Origin of the sequence: Streptomyces sp. 891-h (genome assembly GCF_022760275.1) — a bacterium.
GTDB lineage: Bacteria > Actinomycetota > Actinomycetes > Streptomycetales > Streptomycetaceae > Streptomyces > Streptomyces spirodelae.
Genome location: NZ_CP050693.1, coordinates 7,667,839 through 7,690,391, shown reverse-complemented (window position 1 = coordinate 7,690,391; position 22,553 = coordinate 7,667,839). Strand labels below are relative to the sequence as shown.

At 67.6% G+C, this 22,553-nt stretch carries 17 protein-coding genes and 4 pseudogenes; 11 read left to right on the top strand and 10 right to left on the bottom strand.

Translation table 11 applies throughout. The features are described from left to right. Positions 1 to 537 precede the first annotated feature (537 nt). The 3 genes from HC362_RS34150 to HC362_RS34140 all read left to right on the top strand — a co-directional run bounded on the left by HC362_RS34150 (position 538) and on the right by HC362_RS34140 (position 2,317). Entirely contained in the window at positions 538 to 840 is a 303-nt protein-coding gene (locus HC362_RS34150) for a hypothetical protein (protein ID WP_347568525.1), read from the top strand. A 131-nt stretch (positions 841 to 971) separates the two neighbouring features. Next, positions 972 to 1,310, top strand: coding sequence for a helix-turn-helix transcriptional regulator (locus tag HC362_RS34145; RefSeq protein ID WP_243088197.1), 339 nt, complete (start codon positions 972 to 974; stop codon positions 1,308 to 1,310). A gap of 170 nt (positions 1,311 to 1,480) precedes the next feature. After that, the gene (locus tag HC362_RS34140; RefSeq protein ID WP_243088196.1) at positions 1,481 to 2,317 is read left to right on the top strand and encodes an XRE family transcriptional regulator; all 837 of its coding nucleotides are present in this window, start codon (positions 1,481 to 1,483) and stop codon (positions 2,315 to 2,317) included. A 59-nt stretch (positions 2,318 to 2,376) separates the two neighbouring features. On the opposite strand, the gene HC362_RS34135 is transcribed toward HC362_RS34140, so the two are convergent. Then, the gene (locus tag HC362_RS34135; protein WP_243088195.1) at positions 2,377 to 2,532 is read right to left on the bottom strand and encodes a hypothetical protein; all 156 of its coding nucleotides are present in this window, start codon (positions 2,530 to 2,532) and stop codon (positions 2,377 to 2,379) included. Positions 2,533 to 2,787: 255 nt separating this feature from the next. On the opposite strand from HC362_RS34135, the gene HC362_RS34130 reads away from it, so the two are divergent. Next, entirely contained in the window at positions 2,788 to 3,066 is a 279-nt protein-coding gene (locus tag HC362_RS34130; protein WP_243088194.1) for a hypothetical protein, read from the top strand. A 122-nt stretch (positions 3,067 to 3,188) separates the two neighbouring features. On the opposite strand, the gene HC362_RS34125 is transcribed toward HC362_RS34130, so the two are convergent. Both HC362_RS34125 and HC362_RS34120 read right to left on the bottom strand, forming a co-directional pair. Further along, the gene (locus tag HC362_RS34125) at positions 3,189 to 3,479 is read right to left on the bottom strand and encodes a hypothetical protein (protein WP_243088193.1); all 291 of its coding nucleotides are present in this window, start codon (positions 3,477 to 3,479) and stop codon (positions 3,189 to 3,191) included. A 4-nt stretch (positions 3,480 to 3,483) separates the two neighbouring features. Next, complete coding sequence (locus tag HC362_RS34120) at positions 3,484 to 4,335, bottom strand: transposase (protein WP_243088192.1); 852 nt, start codon at positions 4,333 to 4,335, stop codon at positions 3,484 to 3,486. 854 nt (positions 4,336 to 5,189) lie between these two features. Between HC362_RS34120 and HC362_RS34115 the strand changes: the two genes are divergently transcribed. After that, positions 5,190 to 6,464, top strand: a complete 1,275-nt coding sequence (locus tag HC362_RS34115; protein WP_243088191.1) for a pentapeptide repeat-containing protein — start codon at positions 5,190 to 5,192, stop codon at positions 6,462 to 6,464. Positions 6,465 to 6,556: 92 nt separating this feature from the next. On the opposite strand, the pseudogene HC362_RS34110 reads toward HC362_RS34115, so the two are convergent. Continuing rightward, positions 6,557 to 7,487 (bottom strand): annotated as a pseudogene (locus HC362_RS34110) (IS5 family transposase). A gap of 600 nt (positions 7,488 to 8,087) precedes the next feature. Between HC362_RS34110 and HC362_RS34105 the strand changes: the two are divergent. Further along, positions 8,088 to 8,657 (top strand): annotated as a pseudogene (locus tag HC362_RS34105) (carbohydrate ABC transporter permease); the annotation flags it as partial. Positions 8,658 to 8,973: 316 nt separating this feature from the next. Here HC362_RS34105 and HC362_RS34100 read toward each other — a convergent pair. Both HC362_RS34100 and HC362_RS34095 read right to left on the bottom strand, forming a co-directional pair. Continuing rightward, positions 8,974 to 10,251, bottom strand: coding sequence for a glycoside hydrolase family 18 protein (locus HC362_RS34100; protein WP_243088190.1), 1,278 nt, complete (start codon positions 10,249 to 10,251; stop codon positions 8,974 to 8,976). A gap of 1,337 nt (positions 10,252 to 11,588) precedes the next feature. Then, on the bottom strand, positions 11,589 to 13,199 hold the full coding sequence (locus tag HC362_RS34095) for a serine hydrolase domain-containing protein (RefSeq protein WP_243088189.1): 1,611 nt from the start codon (positions 13,197 to 13,199) through the stop codon (positions 11,589 to 11,591). Between the two features lie 82 nt (positions 13,200 to 13,281). Between HC362_RS34095 and HC362_RS34090 the strand changes: the two genes are divergently transcribed. The 4 genes from HC362_RS34090 (at position 13,282) to HC362_RS34075 (ending at position 16,138) form a co-directional block, all read left to right on the top strand. Further along, positions 13,282 to 13,938 (top strand): TetR/AcrR family transcriptional regulator, encoded by a 657-nt coding sequence (locus tag HC362_RS34090; RefSeq protein WP_243088188.1) that lies wholly within the window; start codon positions 13,282 to 13,284, stop codon positions 13,936 to 13,938. 42 nt (positions 13,939 to 13,980) lie between these two features. Beyond that, a complete protein-coding gene (locus tag HC362_RS34085) occupies positions 13,981 to 14,142 on the top strand; it encodes a hypothetical protein (RefSeq protein ID WP_243088187.1) in 162 nt (53 codons plus the stop codon). 515 nt (positions 14,143 to 14,657) lie between these two features. Beyond that, positions 14,658 to 15,152 (top strand): hypothetical protein, encoded by a 495-nt coding sequence (locus tag HC362_RS34080; RefSeq protein WP_243088186.1) that lies wholly within the window; start codon positions 14,658 to 14,660, stop codon positions 15,150 to 15,152. Positions 15,153 to 15,322: 170 nt separating this feature from the next. Beyond that, positions 15,323 to 16,138, top strand: a complete 816-nt coding sequence (locus tag HC362_RS34075) for a DUF3592 domain-containing protein (protein WP_243088185.1) — start codon at positions 15,323 to 15,325, stop codon at positions 16,136 to 16,138. 46 nt (positions 16,139 to 16,184) lie between these two features. Here HC362_RS34075 and HC362_RS34070 read toward each other — a convergent pair. Next, positions 16,185 to 16,991: pseudogene (locus HC362_RS34070) on the bottom strand (IS5 family transposase). A 620-nt stretch (positions 16,992 to 17,611) separates the two neighbouring features. Here HC362_RS34070 and HC362_RS34065 point away from each other — a divergent pair. Continuing rightward, positions 17,612 to 18,388 carry a glyoxalase gene (locus HC362_RS34065; RefSeq protein WP_243088184.1) on the top strand — a complete coding sequence of 259 codons (777 nt, stop codon included), beginning with the start codon at positions 17,612 to 17,614 and terminating at the stop codon, positions 18,386 to 18,388. Between the two features lie 1,492 nt (positions 18,389 to 19,880). On the opposite strand, the gene HC362_RS34060 is transcribed toward HC362_RS34065, so the two are convergent. The 3 genes and pseudogenes from HC362_RS34060 to HC362_RS34050 all read right to left on the bottom strand — a co-directional run bounded on the left by HC362_RS34060 (position 19,881) and on the right by HC362_RS34050 (position 22,417). Then, positions 19,881 to 20,444: a hypothetical protein gene (locus tag HC362_RS34060; protein ID WP_243088183.1), complete on the bottom strand. Its 564-nt coding sequence runs from the start codon at positions 20,442 to 20,444 to the stop codon at positions 19,881 to 19,883. Positions 20,445 to 20,749: 305 nt separating this feature from the next. Continuing rightward, a pseudogene (locus HC362_RS34055) lies at positions 20,750 to 21,152 on the bottom strand (transposase); the annotation flags it as partial. Positions 21,153 to 21,175: 23 nt separating this feature from the next. After that, positions 21,176 to 22,417 carry an IS110 family transposase gene (locus tag HC362_RS34050; RefSeq protein ID WP_243088182.1) on the bottom strand — a complete coding sequence of 414 codons (1,242 nt, stop codon included), beginning with the start codon at positions 22,415 to 22,417 and terminating at the stop codon, positions 21,176 to 21,178. Between the last annotated feature and the right edge of the window lie 136 nt (positions 22,418 to 22,553).

Below are 22,553 nucleotides of genomic sequence, written 5' to 3'. Positions count from 1 at the left end.
GGTGGTGCTACCGACTACCCGGAACAGCATCAGAAATCCTCACCGCCCTCAAATGGCGGACCCGGGGGCGAGGAGAGCCACTCGGCGCGAGCAGGCCGCTCAAGCAGAACCCGGTGCGGCGTCTACGCTTCCACGACGTCCAGTTCCAAGGGCGGGGGCGGCACCTCGTCCAGGTACCTGTCCCGGTCCGAGAGTTCCCGCGCTCGGTCGGTCCACCACTAGGGGGCCCAGGCCCACAGGTAGCAGGCTGGTCCAACCGGGGAGACGAGCCCCCAGGCGGTGTCTGTTTGCACCAACGCTCGTTGTTCTGCGCGGGCGGCGGGACGCATTCGCCGCACGCCAGTTTCTGCTGGGGCGGTCCGCGTCCAGCACTTGCGCTGGCAGCTACCTCAACTGCTCCTGGGGGCCGAGTCCGGCGCCGCCCCGCGCACGCCCGCCGGACACGGGCCTTTCCACTACCGGCTCCTCCCGACCTTCAGCGGTTGCCGACGCCGAATCTCGGATGCGGCGCGACACAATCCATGGTGGATGCGCCGCATGAGCGACTCGCTGCGTGCTCGCATCGAGCAGACCACCGTGCCCTTGCTGATTTCCGACGCCGCAGGGTTCGGTTCGTTGCGGCTGTCCGTGCGGAAGAAACCAGGCGCCCCGTATTACGGCGGCCCCGGGCATGCCCAACCCACCGCAGAGGGAGCCTCGGCCGTGACCGCCGCCGACATTGCCCGAGCGCGGCAGCGCGAACTCGGGGCTCCAGAGGCATTCGAGTGGCTTGCCGAGGTCGCGCCGGCCTGCGGGATCGTGTCGAGGCCGTCAGCCTGCCAGTATCGGAACGCCCACTGATGGTTATCGATCCACACCCCCGGTTCCTCAAAGACCGGCGCGCGGGCGTGGAACTCCACGTTTTGACGGCCGACGACCCTGCATTGCCAGCAATCCGGCGCTAGCGTGGGAAGGCTGAGGGGAGGGCTCCCATGGATGTGCCGATCTCCATCACCCCGGCGGACTTAGGCAGAGTTGTGCGGGCCGCCCGTGCAGCGGCCGGCCTGACTCAGGTCGAGCTGGGACACCGCTGCGGATACTCGCACTCGGTGATCAGCCGCATCGAGAACGGGCACGTTACCCCGGTCTGGCCCACCGTCACTCGCTTGGCCGCCTGCTGGGCATCGCCCCTGAGCGGTTGGGCATGGTCTGTTCGGGCGCACCTGGCCGAACGGGTGCCGCTGGCGACGCTGTGGCCACTAGGGTTCCGTCACATCCCACAACCGTGGATGGGGAGGATGCAGTGCGCCGCCGCCGAATGTTGTCGTTGACCGGATCTGCCGCCGCGGCAGCCGTCATCGGTCCTCTCGCCATCCCTGCGCACGCGGCGACACGCTCTGTCTCCGCGGGTTCCGTCGACTTGTCCGGGCTGGAGGATGCTCTGCTGTACGGGCCACCGCCAGCCACCGAGGAATCCACGGCGGCTGGGGTGAGCCGGGCCGTGGCACAGGCCCGCGAAGCCCTCCACGCAGGCGCATACCGGCAACTGGCGGCCGCTCTCCCGCAGCAGCTCGCAATCGCCGAGGCTCTGGCCCAAGGTGGGGAGGTGCCCCAGGGCCTGTCGACGCTGTACGCGGTTGCCGCCCGAGTGGCGATCAAGACCGGCGACGACCGGCTCCTGGGGGTGGCTGCTGATCGGGCGGTGCAGGCAGCACGGGACGGCGGCCACGCTCTGGCCCTCGCCGAGGCATACCGCATGGTCTCCAGCGGCTACCGTCGCGCCGGCCGCTACGACCGCGCGGTCGAGGTCGCCGTTCGGGCCGCTGGCGAACTCGCCTCCGACCGCAGCGCCCCACCATCGGCGCGTGCGTCAGCCCAAGGCCAGTTGCTCGCCACGGCTGCCTACACCGCTGCCAAGGGCGAGGATGGTCAAGGCGCCCGGGACCTGCTCGCCCAAGCCGCGGCTTCTGCGAATCGGACCACCGAGGAACGGACAAGTCTCGACTGGTTCGGGCCCAGGCAAGTGGCCTTGCACGAGGTGTCCGTACTCCAGGTGCTTGGCGACCCGCCCGGCGCCATCACGGCAGCTCGCCGTGTCGAGACACCCGGTATGCCGCCGGAGCGCGCTGCGCGTCTCGGTCTGGATGTCGCCCGCGCCTTCGCCGACTGGGGACGGCCCGAGAACTGTTACAAAGCGCTGTTGGCAGTCGAACGCGCCGCGCCGCAGGAAGCGCGTCGCAGTAGCGTGCACTCCCTGACGAAGAGGCTGCTGCACCACGAGCACCGGCTGGATGGCGTCCGCGACTTTGCGCGCCGCACCGGGGCAGTAGCCAGCTAGGCAACGCCGATCGCTGTCGTACAACTGCTGGTAGACGCAACTGGGACATGGCGGTGAGGTCACGGCTTGCGCGGCCCCCACTCCCACGCCCCGCCGCCACGCCAGTCGATCAGGGCGGCGTCGTCCAGGCGGACGTGCTCCCGCTCCAGCCCGACGGTCTCCAGCAGGTCGAGCAGTTCCATGACGTTGTGCGCGGTGCCAAGTGGCCTTGCCACCTGTGGGCGGTACGGTGCCGGTGGCCTCCTGCTTCGGGTCGTCCTTCGGGAGTCCGAAACCCATCAGCAGCACGAGGGTGATCAGTGGCGGCAGTTGTTGGGTGTTCCGGATCCAGCGACACGCCTTCCGACGCGTCTGCGAAGTCTTCCGCGGCTGCTTCCGGCTCCGAGAAGCCCGCGGCGGTGAAGCCGGCCACTACTGCGCGGGACGCCGCCCGGCAGTTTGCTCAAGCTCTCGCGCGCGGGGACGCAGGCATGGCGTGTGGACTGGCCGGTCCCCGGCTACGCGCTCTCGCGAGCAGTCGCGGAGGGTCGTGTCCCAAGGCGCTCGATGAGCTCGCAACCGATGATCGGTACGTCTTCGGCCAGACCAAGTGCATCAACTCCTCGAAGAACTACCAGATCGACGGCAACGACCCCCAGGACACCGCAGAGTCGCTCCGCGTCGACATCGACTGCCCAGAGGGCTACACCTGGCTCCGCGTCAACCGGATCGGTGACATCTGGCGCGTCACCGACTTCAACACTCACTGATCTGCTCAGGTCGTCGGCGTCAGGAGAGCGGGCGGAGCTGGAAGTGGCCCTGGCCTTCCGCTACTCCGTGTGCGACGGCCAGAGCAGCGGCCGCAGTCGAGCATCCGATGTATGAGAAGCGGCTACGCGCTGGCGGCGCCCTCGGCCGGGCCGGCAGACGTCCACCAGGCCACCACTCGGGCCGCCACCACATCAGGCATCTGGCCCAACGGATCGAGACCGAAGTGCTCTTCCAGCTCCCGCTGCAGGAACTCAGCAATCTCCGACTGGCTGGCGCCACCGCGAAGCCGCCCGAGCAGAGGAGCGAGCATGCAGTCGTATTCGTCGCGCACCTCGTCAGCGACGCCGATCGGATCCCACTCGTTCAGCAGGTACCGCAAGGCGCTCTGCGGTGAGGTGTTCCAGGGCCTCATCGCCTCAGGCTCCCACCTGGGACCCGATCGTCATCACCTGCCCCACCGTCATCCCCGGAACTCGGCCAGGGTGATGTGCCTGTACCAGCCCGGGTACCGGCGGACCTCGTAGTGGTCCAGGCCGCATTCGTTCTTCGCGGCCCAGAACGCCTCCTCGATCGCAATCACCGTCGAAGTCGTCGATGGCGGGCAACCGGGCCGCGGCCCAGTCGTAGACGCGTGGCCCTTTCGCGCCGGCTCCGCAGGAGTGGCGTTCCCAGGCGTCCTCGGGCGCCTGGGCGATGGCGAGGTCGATGCGACCGATGGCGCGGACATGCTGGGATTTCGGCACGGACAGGACGTAGCCGACGCCGGCTTCCTCCAGCATGCGGCGCAGCCGCCACTCCTGGCCGTAGGCCGAGTCGGCGGTCACCCAGGCGATCGGCAGCGGCGAGACCAGGGCCCGCATGATGATGGCCTTCGCAAGGTCGCCCATGGTGGCGAGCCCTCGCCCGTCGGGGATCTTCGCCTGGACGCACGGTCCGGATCGGACGTCCAGGACTTCGACAGGTACAGTTCCCGGTCCACCAGCGGTGGCATAGGCCGCGAGAACGCCGATCTGGCAGTTCTCGGTGCGGCCGGCGGTGCCGGAGTACTGCCGCTGCACACCTGCCGAGACCGTGCCTTTCTTGATGAACCCGGTGTCGTCGATGATCAGTACACCGGCCGGGTCCCCGAGCTTCTCGGCGACGTAAACCTGCAGGTCATCGCGAATCTCGTCGGGAACCCAGCAGGCACGGCTCAGCAGGTGCTGCAACCCGGCGGGAGTGCGGTGACCGGCATGCTCAGCCAGCTGCCAGCTGTTCTTGAGGCCCACCGGTCCGAGCAGACGGTGCACGTATGCCCGTCCGCCGCAGATCCACCCGCCCGAACCGGTGACCGATCCGCACCAGCAGCTCTTCCAGTTCCGCCGACCAGACATCGGGCCGCACATCATCTTGCACGACAAGCACAACGACCCGCCGCACCCGTGTCACGAACTTCCGCCACCTGACGGTGCGTCAGCCACGTACCTCACAGGCACGCTCCAGACCAGCAGGAATTGCGAACAGCAACTGAAGTATTAGCACTTGTCCGGCCGATCATGCACGGAGCCAGATGACGAGGGTTGCGGTCGTCGCGATCCCGAGGAAGACATAGGCCGCGTTTGTCGTAGCGGGTGGCCACTGCTCTCGCGTGTTCGAGCCGGTTGATCGCCCGTTCGACGGTGTTGCGTTTCCTGTAGCGATCCTCGTCGAAGCCAGTAGTCGTTCGCCGTGTGAACCCTTGCCCAGGCGGGCGGACTGGGTGTCGGTCTTCTCCGGAATCGTGTGCCGGATGCCCCGACGTCGTCGATGCTCGCGGCACGAGCCGTTGCTGTAGGCCTTGTCCGCAGCGAGGCTGTCGGGCTTCCTGCGCGGACTGCCCGGCCCGGTCCGCTGGAACGTCTCGGCACGGGCTCGGACTGGGAGCAGTCCGCCCGCTGTCCCGGGGTGACAACTACTCCAGTTGGCCAAGCCGAGCGAGCCCGGCCTCCGCCGCACCTCTGATCGGGGGGCACGGCGCAACCGTCCGCCTCCCTGGCGAGTCGGAGACGGTGTGACCTCCAACCTGAACCGACAGGCGGGGCGACGCGGTCTGCGCATGTGGCCCGTCGGCTTAGCTCTCGTCCTGACCTTTACCGGTGCCGTCGTGGTAGCCGCGACGGTGTTCTTTGCCGGCTGGAACCTCCTGGAGGTCCAGGGCCTCAAACCCGAACGCCGCCTCACCTCCAAGACCCTCTTCGACCTGGTCAAGCTGTCCTTCGGGGTGGTGGCCGGGGCCGGGGCCCTCGTCGCGCTGGTGGTGGCCTACCGCCGCCAGCGGGTCGATGAGGACGGCGCCCGGCGGGACGTCACCCGGCTGCACACCGAGCGGTTCACCACCGCGGTCGGCCAGCTCGGCGACGACTCCCCCGCAGTCCGTCTCGGCGGGGTCCACGCCCTGGCGGGCCTGGCCGACGACGCACCCACCCCTGGCCTGCGGCAGAGCTGCATCGACGTCCTGTGCGCCTACCTCCGCCTGCCCTACACCCCGGAATCCGACCTCCCTCCGGACGACGCCGAAGCCCGGCACGCCTACCTAGCGCTACGGGAAGTGCGGCACACCATCATCCGCCTGACCCGCGACCACCTCCGCCTCCCCCCAGACCACCCCCACACCTGGCAAGGTCACGACCTCGACTGCACTGGCGTCGTCTTCGACGGCGCCGACTTCTCCGGCGCGGTGTTCTCCGGTGGCACCGTCGACTTCTCCGGCGCGACCTTCTCCCATGGCACCGTCGACTTCATCGGTACCGTCTTCTCCGGCGGCACCATCCGGTTCACCCGCGCAGAGTTCTCCCGCGGCACCGTCCGGTTCACCCGCGCGGTGTTCTCCGGCGGCACTGTCGACTTCTCCGGCGCGACCTTCTCCCGCGGCACCGTCGACTTCTCCGGCGCGACCTTCTCCCATGGCACCGTCGACTTCATCGGTACCGTCTTCTCCGGCGGCACCATCCGGTTCACCCGCGCAGAGTTCTCCCGCGGCACCGTCGACTTCTCCGGCGCGGTGTTCTCCGGCGGCACCGTCGACTTCTCCGGCGCGACCTTCTCCCGCTATTTCGGTACCGCCGACTCCACCGCCTTCGGTTTCATAGGCCACATCATCACCGCGAGGCTCTCCCGCGGCACCATCGAAGCCTTCCCACCGCCCACCCGCGGCACTGTCCGCTTCTCCGGCGCGACGTTCTCCGGCGGTACCGTCGACTTCTCCGGCGCGACCTTCTCCCGTGGCACCGTCTACTTCTCTGGCGCGACCTTCTCCGGTGGCACCGTCGACTTCACCACAGTACGGGAGGACGCGGTACCGTCCGGTCTGGTGCCAGCCCCCGGTGAGCCGATACCCAGCGGCCTACTTCTGCCACATGCATGGCGGCCGGCATTCTGACGCAGTGCTCATGCGGCATGACGCTGCTCGGACCACGGGCCGAACCAACGCATCAACGATCCCGCCCCACCCTCCAGGACTTGTCCGGCCGATCATGTACGGAGCCAGATGAGGAAGGTTGCGGTGGTCGCGGTCCCGAGGAAGACGTAGGCCGGCCGTGTTTGTCGTAGCGGGTGGCCACTGCTCTGACGTGCTTGAGTCGGTTGATCGCGCGTTCGACGGTGTTGCGTTTCTTGTAGCGATCCTCGTCGAAGCCAGGTGGCCGTCCGCCGCGGCGTGACCCCTTGCACAGGCGGGCGGCCTGGCTGTCCGCTTTCTCCGGGATGGTGTGCCGGATGCCCCGACGCCGCAGATGCTCGCCGCACGGGCCGTTGCTGTAGGACCTTGTCCGCCGCGAGACTGTCCGGCTTCCTGTCCGGCCCACTCCGCAGGACGCGGATCTTCTCCAGCAGGGGCTTGAACTGCGTGCAGTCCGCCCGCTGTCCCGATGTGACGATCAGGGACCGCGGGCGGCAGCGGCCGTGCGCGCTCAGATGGAGCTTGGTGGTGAACCCACCCCGCGAGCGGCCCAGGCCCGCACTTCCCGCACCACCTCCACCAGACGGGCGACGAGGCTCTGCCGCGGCGTTCCGCCCTGGTGTTCTGGTGCTGCGTCCCACTTTGAGGCGGGAGCCGGTGGTGGATCGGTGCGGGCGCCGGCCGCGTGCTGATGTGCCCGCACGCCGATGGAGTCGACGCAGATGTCCCAGTCGATCTCCCCAGCCGCGTCGGCCGCGGCCTGGGCCTGCTGGAGCAGACGCTCCCAGGTCCCATCGGCCGACCACAGGCGGGGGCGTTCATAGACCGTCTTCCACGGGCCGAACCGTTCAGGCAAGTCACGCCACTGCACACCGGTCCGTACCCAGTGCAGAATCCCGTCGATCACCTGCCGATGATCCCGCCCCTGCCACAACGCCTGTTGCTGACCGGCAGGAACGGCCGCAGCCGTTCCCCCGCGGCATCCGTCAGATCACCCCGCCCTATGTCCACATCAACGACACAGCGGCGGAAGCAGTCACATGATCGACCGGCCATCGCCTGTCGCGGTGTGCGGAATCGGCCGACGTGAGTGACGATCAACCGGCCTGCTCGGGCCGCGCTAGCCGTATCGCCGGTGGCAGCGGGTTGTCATGAGCAGTCACGTCGGCCGAGGCCAGTGAAAGGTGAAGGTAGCCGGGGTGCCCGCCCGGCTGTTCATCAGTGGTCCGGCGAGTGGGCGGCCACAACTCATGGACTGGGCCTGGCCCTTCCGCGTCGTGCTCTGGGGGACCGTGCCGAGGGCCGTCGGTGGAGTCAGGCTCACCGGCGGGGCAGCGTCCAGCAGCGGCAGTTGGTGAAGTCGCTGGGGAAGACGTTACTCGCGCACGAGATCGTCATCCAGACAGTGAGGCAGGAGGCCACGCGATGGGAGACGCTCCTGTCCCCGGTTCCCCGACCTGCAGATCTGCGAGGCGTTGCCGAACGCGTGCCTCTCGCCGACAGTCCGCGATGTATTCAACGCCCTCACCGCCCGTCAGGAGCCCGACGGGTTGGTCACGGTCCATCAGCAGGACCTCGCTGAGCGCCTCGGGCTGACCGCAGTCCATCGTCCCGTCCCTGGCGGGATACGCCTTCGCCTGGCTGGAGTTCCCAGGTTGCGACTGGATCTTCCTGATCGTGGTGGGCATGCTCGTGGTGCCGATCCAGGTGGGCCTGCTGCCGGTGGCCAAGATGTTCGGCGCGGTCGGGCTCTTCGGCACGATTCCCGGAGTGGTCCTCTTCCACGTTGCCTGCGGGCTGCCGTTCGCCGTCTTCCTGCTGCGGAACCACATCGCGGAAATCCCCCGCGAAAGGTTGGAGGCCGCCCGGATGGACGGTGGCAGCAAGTGGCGGATCTTCCTCCGGCTGGTCCTCCCACTGGGACGACCGGCGATCGCGTCCCTGGCGATCTTCCAGTTCCTGTGGGTGTGGAACGACATGCTGGTGCCCCTGATCTCCGCCGACAGCCAGTCGCAGCCACTGACGGTGGCTCTGCGGTCGGAGATGCGACAGTTCGGCAGCAGCATCGCTGTACTGGCACCCGGAGCCTTCCTCTCCCTGACCCTGCCAGTGGCGATCTTCTTCGCCTTCCAGCAGCACTTCGTCCAAGGCGTGATGGCGGGGTCGGTGAAATGACGTGGAGATGCTTGTGGAGGAGAGTGCTCTGCAGGCGAGGTGACCTCGCCGGCCGAACAGCAGAGCGATGAAGCGGGGCGCCACCCCATACGGTGGCGCCCCGCTCCGGCGACGTAACAGTGATTGCGCCGCTGCCGGTTGACGCCTGACCAGACGCCGGAGCGGCACCGGGGTACCACCGTGATCACGTCCTCGGTGCTGTGAGGGCCCTGTCGGTTGCGCTCAACCGGTGCGGGCGCGGCTGAGGGGCGGACGAGAGGCCCCGCGGTCCAAACCCCCCAGGGCCCCACATCGGACGCGTCGAGCGGTTTCCGCACTACCGGATGGACTTGATCAGCTCTCCGTCCCGGGTATCACCGCTCAACTCCCACAGGAACGTGCCGCCCAGCTTCTGCTTCTTGGCCCAGTCGGCCTTTCCTCCGATGGTCTGAGGAGTGTCGTAGCTCCACCACTCGTTGCCGCAGTGTGCGTAGGCGGTACCGCCGACCGTGCCGTTGGCAGGGCAGCGGGTCTTGAGGACCTTGTAGTCCTCGATTCCCTGCTCGTATTTGCCCGGAGCCGGTCCGGTCGCCGTTCCGCCGGGTTCCTTCTGCGTCACGCCCGTCCAGCCACGGCCGTAGAAGCCGAGCCCCATCAGAATTTTCTCAGGAGGGACTCCGTTCCATATGAGCGCCGCGATGGACGATTTGGTGTCGAACAGTTTCTTGGGGATCCCGTCGTAGTCTTCCAGCGGCGAGTGCGGCGCTGTCGGTCCCTGCTTGTCGAAAGCGCCGAAGTAGTCGTACGTCATGGGCAGGTACCAGTCGACATACTGTGCGGCCGACTTGTAGTAGTCGGAGGCCTCCATCTTGCCGCCCTTGGTGGCGTCGGCGGAGATGGCCGCTGTCACCAGCTTGCCGCCGAACTTGGCGCGCAGGGCCTTCATCAGGTTGGCGAAGGCGTTCCGGCCGCTGGTGTCGCAGCTGAGGCCGCAGGCGTTCGGGTGCTCCCAGTCGATGTCGATGCCGTCGAAGAGCCCCTTCCAGCGGGGGTCGTTGAGCAGGTTGTAGCAGGACTCGGCGAAGGCCTGGGGATTCTTGGCGGCCTCGCCGAAGCCGCCGGACCAGGTCCAGCCGCCGAACGACCAGAGCACCTTCAGATTCGGGTGCTTCTGCTTGAGCTTGAGCAGCTGGTTGAAGTTGCCGCGCAGCGGCTGGTCCCAGGTGTCGGCTCTGCCGTCGACGCTCTGGGCTGCGGTGTAGGCCTTCTCGTAGTCGGCGTAGCTGTCGCCGACGGTGCACTTGCCGCCCTGGACGTTGCCGAAGGCGTAGTTGATGTGGGTGAGTTTGTCGGCAGAGCCCGAGGTCTCGATGTTCTTGACGTGGTAATTGCGCTGGTAGACGCCCCAGTTGGTGAAGTATCCAACCGTCTTGTCCGTGGCCGGCGAGCTCGCGGCCGAGGTCAGTTCCGTCCGGCCGCTGCTGCCGGATGTGTTGACCGCGAGCAGGGCCGCGGCCACGGCTGCCACGCACAACGCGCTTACGACGGCGAACAGGCCGCGACGGCGTTGGCCGCTGGAGGGGTCGAGATCCTGTCTTCTGTCCGATCCGAGCATGGTCACCTCGCGGGTAGGCTGCTGGGGGTGCCTGTCGTCCGTCCTGGGAACCCTGGAGGGCGTGATCAGTCCGTCGATCGTTCGTGCCCGATAGCAGTTGTCGGCACCGCCCCCAGCAACGGCCGCGGTCACCGTTCGGTTCAGTCCGCCGCCTCGGAAGTGCCCCGTACGACGGTGACGGTCGGCGCCCGGAGCCGGAGGAACTGCGCGCGGAAGTGACCCGGCTGAAGAAGGCGGACGTGAGCTGTGACGAGAACATGCCTCTGGAGTATGGGAATTGAAGGAGGCCGCCGCCACGTACGCCAACCGGATCCAAGTCCTGACATTGCGCAACGTGGAGCTGGAAGCGGGAAACGCCCGTCTCCTCGAACAGCTGCGACGTTCCGGCGAGAACGTCACGGCACTACCGGTCCGGGGCCGTCCCTCACCCTGACCAAACGCCCTATCTGCAGGCTCGCACCTTCCGCAAAGGGCTGGTGAGGGCCTGCCGAACCGCCAGTGGGGCGGGGAAGCAAGCGGGTACACACCGGTAGTTGGGGAGGGGGCGGTGTCTGTGGCCGCAGCCAGCAGCACGGACGCGGCACTCACGCGGGCCCGGCTCGCGCTGAACATGACGCTGGAGTAGGCCGCCGACGCCTTGAACGCTGTCACCGGCGGCGAACGCTGCCACCAGCGGCGCGCCCCATGCGAGCCTGATGAGCGCGTGGAAGTCCGGCCGGTCACCGAAAGCTCGGACATGTCCTCGAACTCGAACACCCCCAACACGGGCTGAGGGAGATGCTGGCTGACTGGAGGTAGAAGGTGGCCTGTGGATGTCAGATCAGGCCGACGTGGCCACCGTCGCGGGCCTGCGCGCAGGTGAGCCATGTGTTTCCTATGACGGCTGCGGATGTTGCTGCGAAAGACACTCAGCCGGATGTTGTGTTGGTGTCCGTCGATGTCGGCCATGATTCGATGTGCTCCCCGTGGGCCGCGTAATGTCCTCCCCGGGCTTTGTATCGGCGGGCTGCGGTCGGGTTGATCTACCCACCGGGAAGCTCCGGCGGCCGCAGCGGTGAGCGAGCGACCCCGGGGTTGCCGACTGGATGCCCAGAGCGGCGAGGCACTGCTGCTGGCCCTCGTGGAAGGTGTGCCAGTCCGCTGGCCGCTACCTGGTCAGGCGTGGCTGCAGCTCTCGCACTGCACACCACTCTGCTGGGATGGGAAATCGTTCCGGGGTGTTGGTAAGCACCTGTCAGGCAGTGCCCCATCGAGCCTATTTGTCCTGCTGGGAGATTGAGCTGTGTTACTCCTTGCGGTGGCCGCCGGTTGACGTGCTTCCAGTTAGTGCATGGCCGTCATTCAGCGGTCGTGTTCGGGCCCCGTTCCGCTCGTCCCCGCACGATGTCCCGTAGTGCGAGAGTGAGCCGCACGAAGACGGTCAGGGCGCCGGCAGTGGCTGCGGCGCACAGGGCGAGGAAGGAGTCGGGCACCCAGTTCAGGAGTTGGCGCGCGCTCATCGAGCGGGCCAGGGCGAACAGTGCGATGCCCGGCAACGCGCCGGCCGCACACCAGGCCGTGGTCATGACGGCGAGGCGTGTCCGGGATGAGTACACACGCTGTCGCCGCAGCAGGGCGAGGGAGCGGATCGTGGCTGCGAGCAGCAGCAGGGCCGAGCCTGTGGTGGTCCACACGGCGGTGTGGTAGGGAAGCGCCGAGGCGGCTTCGGCTGGTTCGCTGCCGGCGAGGATCCTGGCGGCTCCGAAACCGACCTCCATAACTGCCGGATCGTGGAGGATTCCGTGCAGGTTCTGTTGAACGACGAGGGCGGTGTTCTGTTCGGGCAGGAGGAACAGCATCGCCGAGTAGCCGGGTGTGGCGCCTGTGTGCCAGATGGCTTTGTCGAGGGGCGCGTCCAGTCCGCCGATGCGCCAGCCGAGGCCGTATCCCGTGCGGTTTCGGCTCGGCCTCAGTGTGCCCTCTTCGCGCATGAGGCGTACGGACTCGGGGGTCAGGACGGCCTTGCCGTCGGTGGTCTTGCCGGCTCGGAGTTGGAACGAGGCGAAGGCCGCCAGGTCGTGCAGGTCGCCGCCGAGATAGCCGTACCCGGCGCCGTCGTCGTCGATACCGTCCGCGATCGCGGCGGGGATACCCCACAGGAGCTGGTGCCCGGGAGGCAGTGCGCGCTCGCGGGCCGAGGCGGCGTCGGTGACCGCGTCCTTCATCCCGGCCGGTTGGAGTACGGCGCGCCGTAGGTATTGAGCGTAGGGGCGTTCGGTGACGGCTTCGACGAGTGCGGTCAGGACGAGGTAGTTGGCGCTGGCGTACTGGTAGCGCGCGCCGGGTGGGCCGAGTGGCTTGATGCCCTTGAGGTCGGTTATGCGTCGCGCTGGGTCGGGGCAATGGGTGCCGAAGCAGTCGGTGATCTTGGAGGTTTTCGTCTCCGGGAGTCCGGCGGTCTGGTTCAGCAGGTGTCGGACGGTGACCTGTGAGGCGTGTTTTGTGCCGCCGAAACGGAAGCTTGGGAGGTGGTCGACGACCCGGTCGTCGAGGCGGAGCCGGCCGGACTGGGCGAGTGTCATCACGGCGGTGGCTGTGGCGGGTTTGGCGACCGAGCCCCACAGGAACGGGGTTTTCGCGGTGACGCGTCGGCCGTTTCCGTCGGTGCCCCATGACCGTTGGTGGAGCGGTCCGTCGGGCCCGACGACGGCGTAGGAGAGTCCTGGGGTGTTGGTGGCCGTCATGCGGGTGCGCACGAAATTGTCGAGTTTGTCGTATGTGGCGTGTGCTGCTGGCCGGTCGGCTTGGGCTGGTTGTGCCGCGGCTGTTTGTGGGATGGCGGTCAGCAATGCGAGTAGCAACAGGGTGACGCCGACGGCGGTGGTGCGCAGGTGTAGCGGCTTGGGGCCGGAGGGCGGTGGAGGGGTGGGTCTGAGGTGGAAGGGGGGTCCGGGGAAGGGGGTGGGCATGGGTGCGGGTGCTCCTCGCGATAACCGTATGGCTGTACCGTATAGCCATACGGTTTTTACCGTACCCTGATACGGTTATCAAGTGCCGAGGACAGCGGATCATGAAGAACGCAGACGTCAGATCGCCGTGGCGGTGTGCGAACTCATCTCCAACAACGGCTTCGACGCGGTGACCGTCGCCCGCACGGCTGCGACGGCGGGCATCTCAGTGGGCCTGGTACAGCACTACTTCCGCACCAAGGACGAGATGCTGTTGCACGCCTTCCACCACGTCAGCACCCATGTCCGGCACCGGATCGACAAACGCATCCAGGCGGGCATCGAGCACCGCCGACCCATCGCCAAGGTGCTCGCAGCGGGGATGGCCGAACTGCTTCCGCTCGACGCGACCCGGCGCACCGAGTTCCGCGTGATGCGTGCCTTCGCCGGGCGCGCCCTGGATGTCCCTGCGCTCGCTGAGGTCGACATCGAGACTGCCAGGGCGCTGCGCGCGGACATCGCTCAGGCGGTGCGCAACGGCAAGGAGTGCGGCGAAGTCGAACCCGACCTGGACCCATGGCCGGCGGCCGTGCGTCTCGCCGCGGTCACGGACGGGCTGGCACTCCAGGTCTACCGCGACCCGGATGGCGTGCAGGGAGTTCCCGCGAAGGAACTCGCCGCCTCGATTCTCGATGCCGAACTCGGCGCCACGTTCACCGGGCAATGCCGGCAGTACGGCTCCCGGAAGGACCGCCTGTAGCGGCTGCTTGTTCGCGCACGGCGCTGACCGAGGGCCGTGGTCGTGTACTGCACCTGGTGGCACGACGACGGCACGGTCGAGCGGATCCACCACGCCCTTGGAGGCCGGGTCCGTAAGGCCGACGGCAGGAATGCCGAGCCGAGCGCGGGGCTGGTCGACTCGCAGTCCGTCCGCACCGTCGACACCGTCCCCCGCCGTGAGTAGGGGCTTCGACGCGGGCAAAAGAGTCAAAGGCCGCAAGCGGTTCATCGTCGCCGACACCCTCGGCCTGTTGCTGGCCGTCCATGTCGTCGCCGCGAACATCCAGGACCGCGATGGCGCGAACGCTCACTGCTGTGGACCCGCCTCGACCACCCGAGTATCAAGAAGATCTGGGCTGACCAGGGCTTCGCCGGCCGCCTGGTCGACTGGACCGCCACGATCCTCGGTCGCGAGATGGAGATCGTCCGCAAGGCCCCTGACCAGCGGGGCTTCCTGGTCCAGCCGAAGCGATGGGCGGTTGAGCGCACATTTCTCGTGGATGAACGCTCACCGTCGCCTCGCCCGGGACCACGAGACCAGCCCGGTCAGGTCGGAGACCATGATCCGCTGGGCAATGATCGGCCTCATGGTCCGCCGCCTCACCCGAGGCCGACCAGTGACACGACAAGGACCTCGGCCCCTCTCCTGCATCCTCAGCCCATGACGGGGACCGGCAAGCGGTCTGCTTGGATGCGAGTATGGACAATGGCGGTCACCAGAAATCAGGTCTCGCCAAGAACGTGTGGAGCGATGCCGACTTCGAGGAGATGGGCTGGCACGACGCCACCATCCACGGCCTGTCAGTGCAGGCAACCGAGGTGATTCTGCCGCGGCTTCTCCTTGACCTCGACTACATCGTCCGCTGGGTCCACCCGGTCCCGCCGGCGACGCATTTCTCCTTCTGGGTGTCCCCCGCAACGCTCGTCTTCGAAGATGTCTGGGACCTTGAGGGGGACCTTGACTTCAAGCGCACGATCCCGGACCTGGTGATCGACGGTTTGCACCGCCTGGTGCCTGACGACGGCCGACAAGATCCGCCGCTCTGGCACATTGAGGGCCATGCGTTCGCATTGAGGTTCCGCGCGTCCGGATACCGCCAGTACCTCCGGCAGGCTCCGACGCTCATCTCTCAACAGGCACTTCCATACACAGAGCGTGGGGGTTGCGCCTTCACCGAGGTCGGCTTCAACTGACCAGTGACGCTCCGGACCCTCGGCCGACGGGCAGCAACAGCAACCTCTCAACACGGCGCCGGCCGGATCTCAAACGCGGTCTGAGTGGGGCCGCCTTCTGCCCGAAGGCTGTGGCGTGCGCCTGCCACGACGGTGGGCAACCGTTTGTTGATCTCAGCCGTCATATGCACATGACGACGACGCCTGCCCTCCCATCCCTCGTGCTGCGCGGCAGCAGTGCCACCGCCCGCTTCGGGGATGGCCTCGACTACGTGCAGTGGGAACAGGACGGGCGCGTGACACGAATTCCGCTGGACGCCATCGAAGCGGTCCGCAGCCTCGACCGTTCGTTCGAGGTCGTACTGACGACTGCAGAGGCCGACCGCCCTCCTGCCGTGTACGCGGTTCACGATGCCAGTGCCGCTGCCGTGACCGCGTTCTCCGCCGCCCTGGAGGCCCGCCTGCCCGAGAGAGCGGCCGAAGAACCGCGTGTCGACGGCGAAGATCTGATCACCGAAGTGCCTGCTGGACACCCCCGGAAGCCCTCGAAGCGCGTTCTCGTTGTCGCTGTGATCGCGGTCTTTGCGGTGATCGATGTGGCCGTGGCGGTGCTCCGTGAGCCGGCGTGGGCGATCGCGCTACCGTTCCTTCAGCTCTTCGCGTGCGCGGGGGTATTCATGGCTCTGACGCTGGGACGAGGCCTGTACGAGGCGCTGCGCCTCCCCAAGCACGGCATCACGGTGATGGCCGAACTCGACCACTACACCGACAAAACCAAGGTGTACCGGTATGTGGACCAGGACGGCGGGCTGCACTTCTACCGGGAGCCGACCGGCGGGCAGCAACTGGAGCTCAGTTACGACCCGCGCAACCCCAGCCGCGCCTCCGCCCGCCAGTCCCTGTACGGCCAGGTCGTGATGGCGCTGATGGCAGTCGTGGGCCTCGGTATGGCCTGCGGCGGGCTTGGAGTCACCGGGTACCAGCTCTCCATCGCGTTGCGTGGCTGACTCCGTACGCGCGCGTGCCGAGCACTTCTTGAACTGGTACCACCACTCATGATCGGCACTGCTTGAGGCGTCTGAAGCGGATCAGGCTGCAGGCGAGGAGACAAAGGCGTCGTGGAGGTCGGTGCGACGTTGCCAACGCACGGCGAGCCGCTTGAACTGGTGGAGCAGGGCGAAGGTCTGCTCGACGACGTAGCGGAGCTTGCCGATGCTCTTGATGTTCGGGGGTCCCTTGTGTGAGAGGACAGGCAGGATCCGTCGGTTTCCGCAGTGCGTCGCGGTGGGCGTTGGAGTCGTAACCCTTGTCACCGAGCAGGGGATCAGGTCGGCGCCGGGGGTGGCCGGGGAGTCCTGCGACGGGCGGGATGCCGTCGACCAGGGCGAGGGTCGGTGACGTCGTTGACGTTCACCGCGGTCGTGATGACCTTCAGTGGGGTGCCGCGCCCGTCGCAGATCAGATGGTGCTTGCTGCCTGTCTTCCGCCGGTCGACCGGCGACGGACCGGTGTCGGCGCCCCCCTCTTTCGCGCGGATGTGAGAACCATCCACGCAAGCCCCCGGCCAGTCGAGCTCGCCGGCCGCGTTCAGCTCGGCGAGCAGGACCCGGTGCAGCCTGTCGAAAGCCCCTGCGTTCTGCCACAGGTCCAGTCGGCGCCAGCACGTCCACCCCGAGCCGAATCCCAGTTCCAACGGCGGCAGTTGCCAGGCTATGTCGTTGTAGAGGACGAACAGAATGTCCTGCAGACAGAGCCGATCCGACACCGGTCGAGGCCCCGGAGACCGCTCCGGCCACGCGGCAACAACGGCTCGATCAACGCCCACAACTCATCGTCCGTGATCCACGGCCGAGTACCCACACCATCACGAACGGCCGATCGTCACGCCGGTAACGCCCAATCAGCCCACACCAACAAGAGCGTGTTAGGAGCTCCTTGGCTGGGGCGGTTGGGGTGGGCGTAGTCCGGGCGTGGTGGGGGTGGTCGGGGTAGCGAGGCCAGGAGTATCTCCTCCACCGCTGTTCAGGACCGTGTCCTTGCGGTGAGGCGTGTAGGTCGGTAGTCCTCCGCTGGGGGGCGCGGGAGCGCCCGGTCCCTGGGAGACCGTCCGGCACAAGAGATTTTTGTTCCGGCCTGTCCTGATCACGGCGGGATGACCGCCGGTCGGTCCATACGCGTCGGTGCGGCTGATGCCCGTGCGTGAAGCTGCCAGCATTGCGTCGCGGGAGAAATCGCAACAACTTCACAGCGCTACCCTGCCGCGGACCGGCGAGACTACTCACTGGTACCCACGTGCCAACTGGTGGCAAAACAGACGCAGCCCGTCAGCCGTGCTCGGCGTTTCCCGTCTCATCTAGTAAAACTTGACTAGTTGTTTCTTCGACTCGTAGTGTCAGGGTTCGGTTCCGGTGGCTGCTCGAGGGGTCGGTACCCGCGCAGGGAGGATTCCGGAACTCCGAATGCGACGAGACGGAGGACTGTTGACGGAGTCGGTGATACGGGCGAGCGAGACCACGGTGCCGGTACTGCCGTGCGCGGATGCGGAGGAAACGCTGGCGTTCTACCAGGCGCTCGGGTTCACCGTCGCCTACAAGCAGACCCGCCCGTATCTCTACCTCGCCCTTGAGTGGAGCGGCTTCGGCGTGCACTTCGGCAGGCCGCCGAAGGGGCACGACCCGGCCAGGGAGGACGGCGGCTGCTGTTTGATCATGGTGGACGAGGTCGCTCCGTACCATGCTGCTTTCACGCAGGCCATGCGTGCCGCGTACGGTAAAGTCCTGGCTAAGGGGGTTCCGCGGCTCACGCGCTTCCGCTCCGGTCAGACGCGGTTCACTCTTGTCGATCCTTCCGGCAATTCGCTGATCTTCATCCAACGGGACGAGCCGGCCGAGTTGGAGTACGGCGGCTCCGAGAAGCTGCAGGGGCTGGCACGGGCGCTCGACAACGCTCGTATCTTCCGCGAGTTCAAGAACGACGACCGTGCCGCATTCCGAGCCGTCTCCTCCGCGTTGCGCAGACATGGCGGGACTGCTCCGGACCTCGACCGGGCTCTGGCTCTGGCCACCCTCATCGAACTGGCCACCGTCTTGAACGAGCAGGACCACCTCGACACGTGGATCGGTGAGCTGGAGAAGATCCGCCTCACCGAGGCCGAACGCGCACGCGTCGCAGCGGAACTGGGCCATGTCGGCGACCTCACGCAGTGGCTCGCCGAACGCGGTCCGCAGCAGGAACGCGGGGGCGGCTCCGCACAGTGACCCCGTCCGCCCGGCCGAGCGGGATGAGTGAGTACGAAGGGCTGGTCAGTGACCGCCGGCGACCTGTGTCTGTGTGAGCGTTCGGCCTTTGGCTCGGTGCCAGATGGCGGCTGTCATGGCCAGAATGCGTTGTCCGGCACGGGCGAGGGATACCGGCAGGTGTTCCCGCTCCGTGACTCTCGGGATCGGGCTGGCCCTTGAGGGTGTCGTTCGCCGGCTCGATGAGCTGACGGAAGGGCGTGAGCATATGTTCCCCGGGCTGCTGTCCGGTCGGCGGTTTCCGCTGGCCGAGGATGGCCGTCAGTGACGCGGCCAGGCTCGGGGCGGGCCGGCACACGGTTGTGACGGCCATTGCGCCTCGGTCGCACACCGGTACCCGGGGCTCTTCCCGTGCGCCGCGCAGCGTGCGGCCGAGCTCGATCGCACGCGGGGCGGGCGGCCCCTGGAGGTCCAGAGGAGTGGGGAGAGTTCGCGGCATAGCACGCGGGTGGTGGGGCGGGCCTGGAACTGGATACGGGGGGGGTGAGGGTGGGTGCCGGTTGCCGCAGCGAAGCGTTGTCGGGAACGGGATGCCGTTGCCGGCCTGCGTCCGGTCAGGGCTGACACGTCACCCACGTCCGACGCGATCCCCCCTGGGGGCAGGCGTGCAGCGCCGTACAGGGGCTGTGCGGGTTCCGGGTGCCCGGTCTGCGCGTCACGGCGGGTGCGGGCAGGGTCCGACGGCGCGAGTGCACGAGCAGTCCGCCCCCTCCGTCAGTAGCCTGCGGCAGCGCTGAACGTCACCGTCACGGCGCGGCACCAAGGCCACCAGACTGGCGAACTACACCTCGCACAACCCGGAGAACGGCTCGATCCACTTCGGATCAGCCGCTGAAATCACCCCCCATACTCGGCCAACGACCAACCACACATGGGTTACAGGACAACCTCTAGCCGATCGAGGAGGTGACACCAGGTGCAGCATGGTCGATGAGACCGTCGAACCGGGCCGAGGTGCGTGCCATCGCCTGTTGCGGCGTAAGGAATCGGCCGACGTGGGTGACGATCAGCCGGCCTGCTCGGGCCGCGCCGGCCGTGTCGCCGGTGGCAGGGGGTTGTCATGAGCGGTCACGTCGGCCGAGGCCAGTGAAAGGTGAAGGCAGCCGGGGTGCACAGCCCGGCTGTTCATCAGCGGTCCGGCGAGTGGGCGGCCACAACTCATGGGCTGGGCCTGGCCCTTCCGCGTCGTGCTCTGGGTGACCGTGTCGGGTCGACGTCCCGCCGCGCGTCCTGCTGAGGAGGGGTGACCCGCGTACGAAGTCGCTCCTGTACCACGACTGGGCCCGGGCGTCGGCTGGAGCGCCCCGGGCGGCTCGGCTGGAACGCACAGGCGCAGGCCGTCGCCTCCCATTCTGCGGGGCGTCGGCTATCCACCGGGATGTATGCAGCGGCCCTGTTCCATCTCCTGGCCCGGGGGAAGGGAGCGGCCTGCCCCTTCCCCCGGGAGCGGGTTTCAGGCGGAGTAGAAGTGCCAGCCCTGGCGCTGCGAGGGATGGCCGCCCCACATCCGCTTGAGGTCGATGTAGGTGTCGCCCTCACCGCGGGCGGTCAGGGCCAGATCCTCGTCGCGGTAGGAGACGATGCCGTAGTCGGGGTCCTGAGGGTCGGTGCCGCGGACAGCCTCCAGGAGCCACCACTGATCCTTGTTCCGGGCGGAACAGTCGCGAAGGTAGACGATGCTGTTCTCACCGTTCTCATTGGTGGCGCAGGCCCCGGCGGAGCTCTTCAGCTGGTACACCGGCCGCCCGTTGGAGGTGGCGACCCGGTCGAAGCGCCAGGTGGTCTTCCAGCCGGAGGGAGCGGTGCTGGGATAGACCTGGAGGTAGGTGCCCGGGTTTCCCTTGGTGTCGTCCGGGAGCATGTAGTTGCCGGTCACTTGGCTGACTGCGGTGAACTCGCCCGTGGGCACCGCACGCTGAGACGAGTCGGCGGACGCGGGCGCGGCGGCGAAGACGGTGCCGGCGAGGGCGGTCGCGGCGATGGCTGTCAGGGTCCGGCGAACGGTGCGAGCGATCATGTCGACTCCATACAGTAGTAGTAACGACACTTTGTGTTGATGGCAATGACATTAGGGCCGGCACACCGTGCGAGGGAGAGGGTCTGAGCGGTGCAGCCGGGCGTTCGAAGTGATCACGCCATGGATCGCGCCGCCTGCAGCGCGTCAGAACCGCCTGGGAGTCTGCGCGGACCGTAGAAAGTCGGCAGATTCCATTCGCTCACGGGTACCCCCGCACAGGGCCGCGGAGGTACGGGTCGCCCGTGGAGACCGCCGCCGCGAGGCGGCGCGGGAGGCACACCTGGCGGCTGCGGCGGGGGGTGCCCCTATGGGTTTCGCCAACCTGTGGAGGCGGGTCGGGGTTGGTAGAAGGTGCCGTCGCGGAGCATGGCGAAGAGCACGTCGGCTCGTCGTCGGGCGAGGCAGAGGAGGGCTTGGGTGTGGTGCTTTCCTGGGCGGTCTTGTTGTCGTAGTAGGTGCGCGAGGCCGGGTCGGCCAGTGCGGCGAACGCCGAGAGGAAGAAAGCTCGCTTGAGTTGCTTGTTTCCTCTGCGGGAGGGCTGTTCGCCGCGGAAGGAGGTTCCTGGGCTCTGCGTGTCGCTGGGGCGAGGCCGGCCTAGGCGGCCGGGTGGGCGGCGGTGGGGAAGGCGGTGCCGTCGCCGACGTCGATGAGGATGCGGGCGCCGCTCCTGATGCCGGTGCCGGGCACCGACATCAGGACCTTCGAAAGAGACATCCGATGCAGTTTATCTGTCAAGCAGCAACGGTGAGTTGGGGGACTTCGGGGATGGGGAATGCGATGGTTTCGTCGTAGGGGGTTCGTTTGGTGAGGCAGTGATGGAGGCAGCCGAGCATGCGGTTGAAGAGGTTGCGCTGGGCGGCGGTGTGGCGGTCTCCGTCGGCCCGTCGGCGGTCGTAGTGGGCTCGTGCCCCGGGTGAGGCGGTCAGTGCGGCGAAGGCCCAGACGTAGCCGACCGAGGCCAGTCGCTGATTCTTGACCTTGCGGGCCATGACCGCGAGGCTTCTGCCGGACGCCCGGGTGACCGGTGCGGCCCCGGCGAAGGCTTTGAGCCCCTTCGCGTCGGTGAAACGGGATCGGTCGTCGCCGATCTCGGCGAGCACCCGGGCGCCGGTGAGAGACCCGAGCCCTGGAAAGCTGGTGATGATCTCGGCGTCTGGGTGCGCTTCAAAAGACTCCACCGCGGCAGCGGTCAGATCCTCTGCACTGGTGCAGGCGGCGTCGAGTTGTCTCAGCAGAGCGATGGCCTGGCGGCTCATGGCCTGTTCGACCTGAGGAAGCTGCCGCATCTGCAGGACCCGGAGGGCCTGGCGGAGCCGTTCGGCCTCCGCCTCGATACCGCGCTGACGGCCGGCCTTCTTCAGGAGCGAACGCAGCTGGGTGCGGGTGAGCTTGGCGGCCTGTTCCGGGGTGAGGGCGGCGGCCAGTACGACTGGGGCGACGTTGGACGTGATCCCTTCGCGCGTGTGCTGGAAGGCGGCGAGGAAGCCGGGGAAGTATTCGCGCAGGTGGGAGCGGAGTTTGTTGCCGGCCTGAGTGCGGTCCCAGACGGCGTCCTGCTGGGCGCGCGCCAGGACGGCGATGGCTTGGGCGAGTTCGCTGTCATCGGGCAGCGGCCGGTGGACGGCTCGGTCGGTTCGCAGGATGTTCGCCAGCACCATGGCATCGAGATGGTCGGACTTCTTGCGAGCGACCGCGTGCCGGTCACGGTAGCGGGCCGCTGCCATCGGATTGATCGCGTAGATGGAGCGCTTGGTGGCTCGCAAGCAGGCCACGATCAGACCGCGGGAAGTCTCGATCGCCACCGGGATCGGGGCGTCCTCGCGATCGCCATGAGTGGTGAGAAGGTCCAGAAGCTGTTGCAGGCCCGCGGCGTCATCGGTGATCCGGGCTCTGGCCAGCAGGGCTCCCTCGTGGTCGACCAGGGCAACGTCGTGGTGGTCGCTGGCCCAGTCGATCCCGCAGGTGACGGTCATCGTGTCGTTGTCGTCCTCTCGGTCAGGGGGTGTTGCTGCTGGTCGCAGCCGTGCGGGGCACGCGTCTCCCTAATGGAAGGGCTCGATGGCCCAGCATCCGATTCGCCGTTCGTGACCCCAGCGACCCGTGGGGCCC

Bases quoted from the DNA above. Each gene is read 5' to 3' on its own strand.
- HC362_RS34150 (WP_347568525.1), top strand. From the start codon at position 538: ATGAGCGACTCGCTGCGTGCTCGCATCGAGCAGACCACCGTGCCCTTG.
- HC362_RS34145 (WP_243088197.1), top strand. From the start codon at position 972: ATGGATGTGCCGATCTCCATCACCCCGGCGGACTTAGGCAGAGTTGTG.
- HC362_RS34130 (WP_243088194.1), top strand. From the start codon at position 2,788: ATGGCGTGTGGACTGGCCGGTCCCCGGCTACGCGCTCTCGCGAGCAGT.
- HC362_RS34125 (WP_243088193.1), bottom strand. From the start codon at position 3,479: ATGAGGCCCTGGAACACCTCACCGCAGAGCGCCTTGCGGTACCTGCTG.
- HC362_RS34100 (WP_243088190.1), bottom strand. From the start codon at position 10,251: ATGCTCGGATCGGACAGAAGACAGGATCTCGACCCCTCCAGCGGCCAA.
- HC362_RS34095 (WP_243088189.1), bottom strand. From the start codon at position 13,199: ATGCCCACCCCCTTCCCCGGACCCCCCTTCCACCTCAGACCCACCCCT.
- HC362_RS34080 (WP_243088186.1), top strand. From the start codon at position 14,658: ATGGACAATGGCGGTCACCAGAAATCAGGTCTCGCCAAGAACGTGTGG.
- HC362_RS34075 (WP_243088185.1), top strand. From the start codon at position 15,323: ATGACGACGACGCCTGCCCTCCCATCCCTCGTGCTGCGCGGCAGCAGT.
- HC362_RS34060 (WP_243088183.1), bottom strand. From the start codon at position 20,444: ATGATCGCTCGCACCGTTCGCCGGACCCTGACAGCCATCGCCGCGACC.
- HC362_RS34050 (WP_243088182.1), bottom strand. From the start codon at position 22,417: ATGACCGTCACCTGCGGGATCGACTGGGCCAGCGACCACCACGACGTT.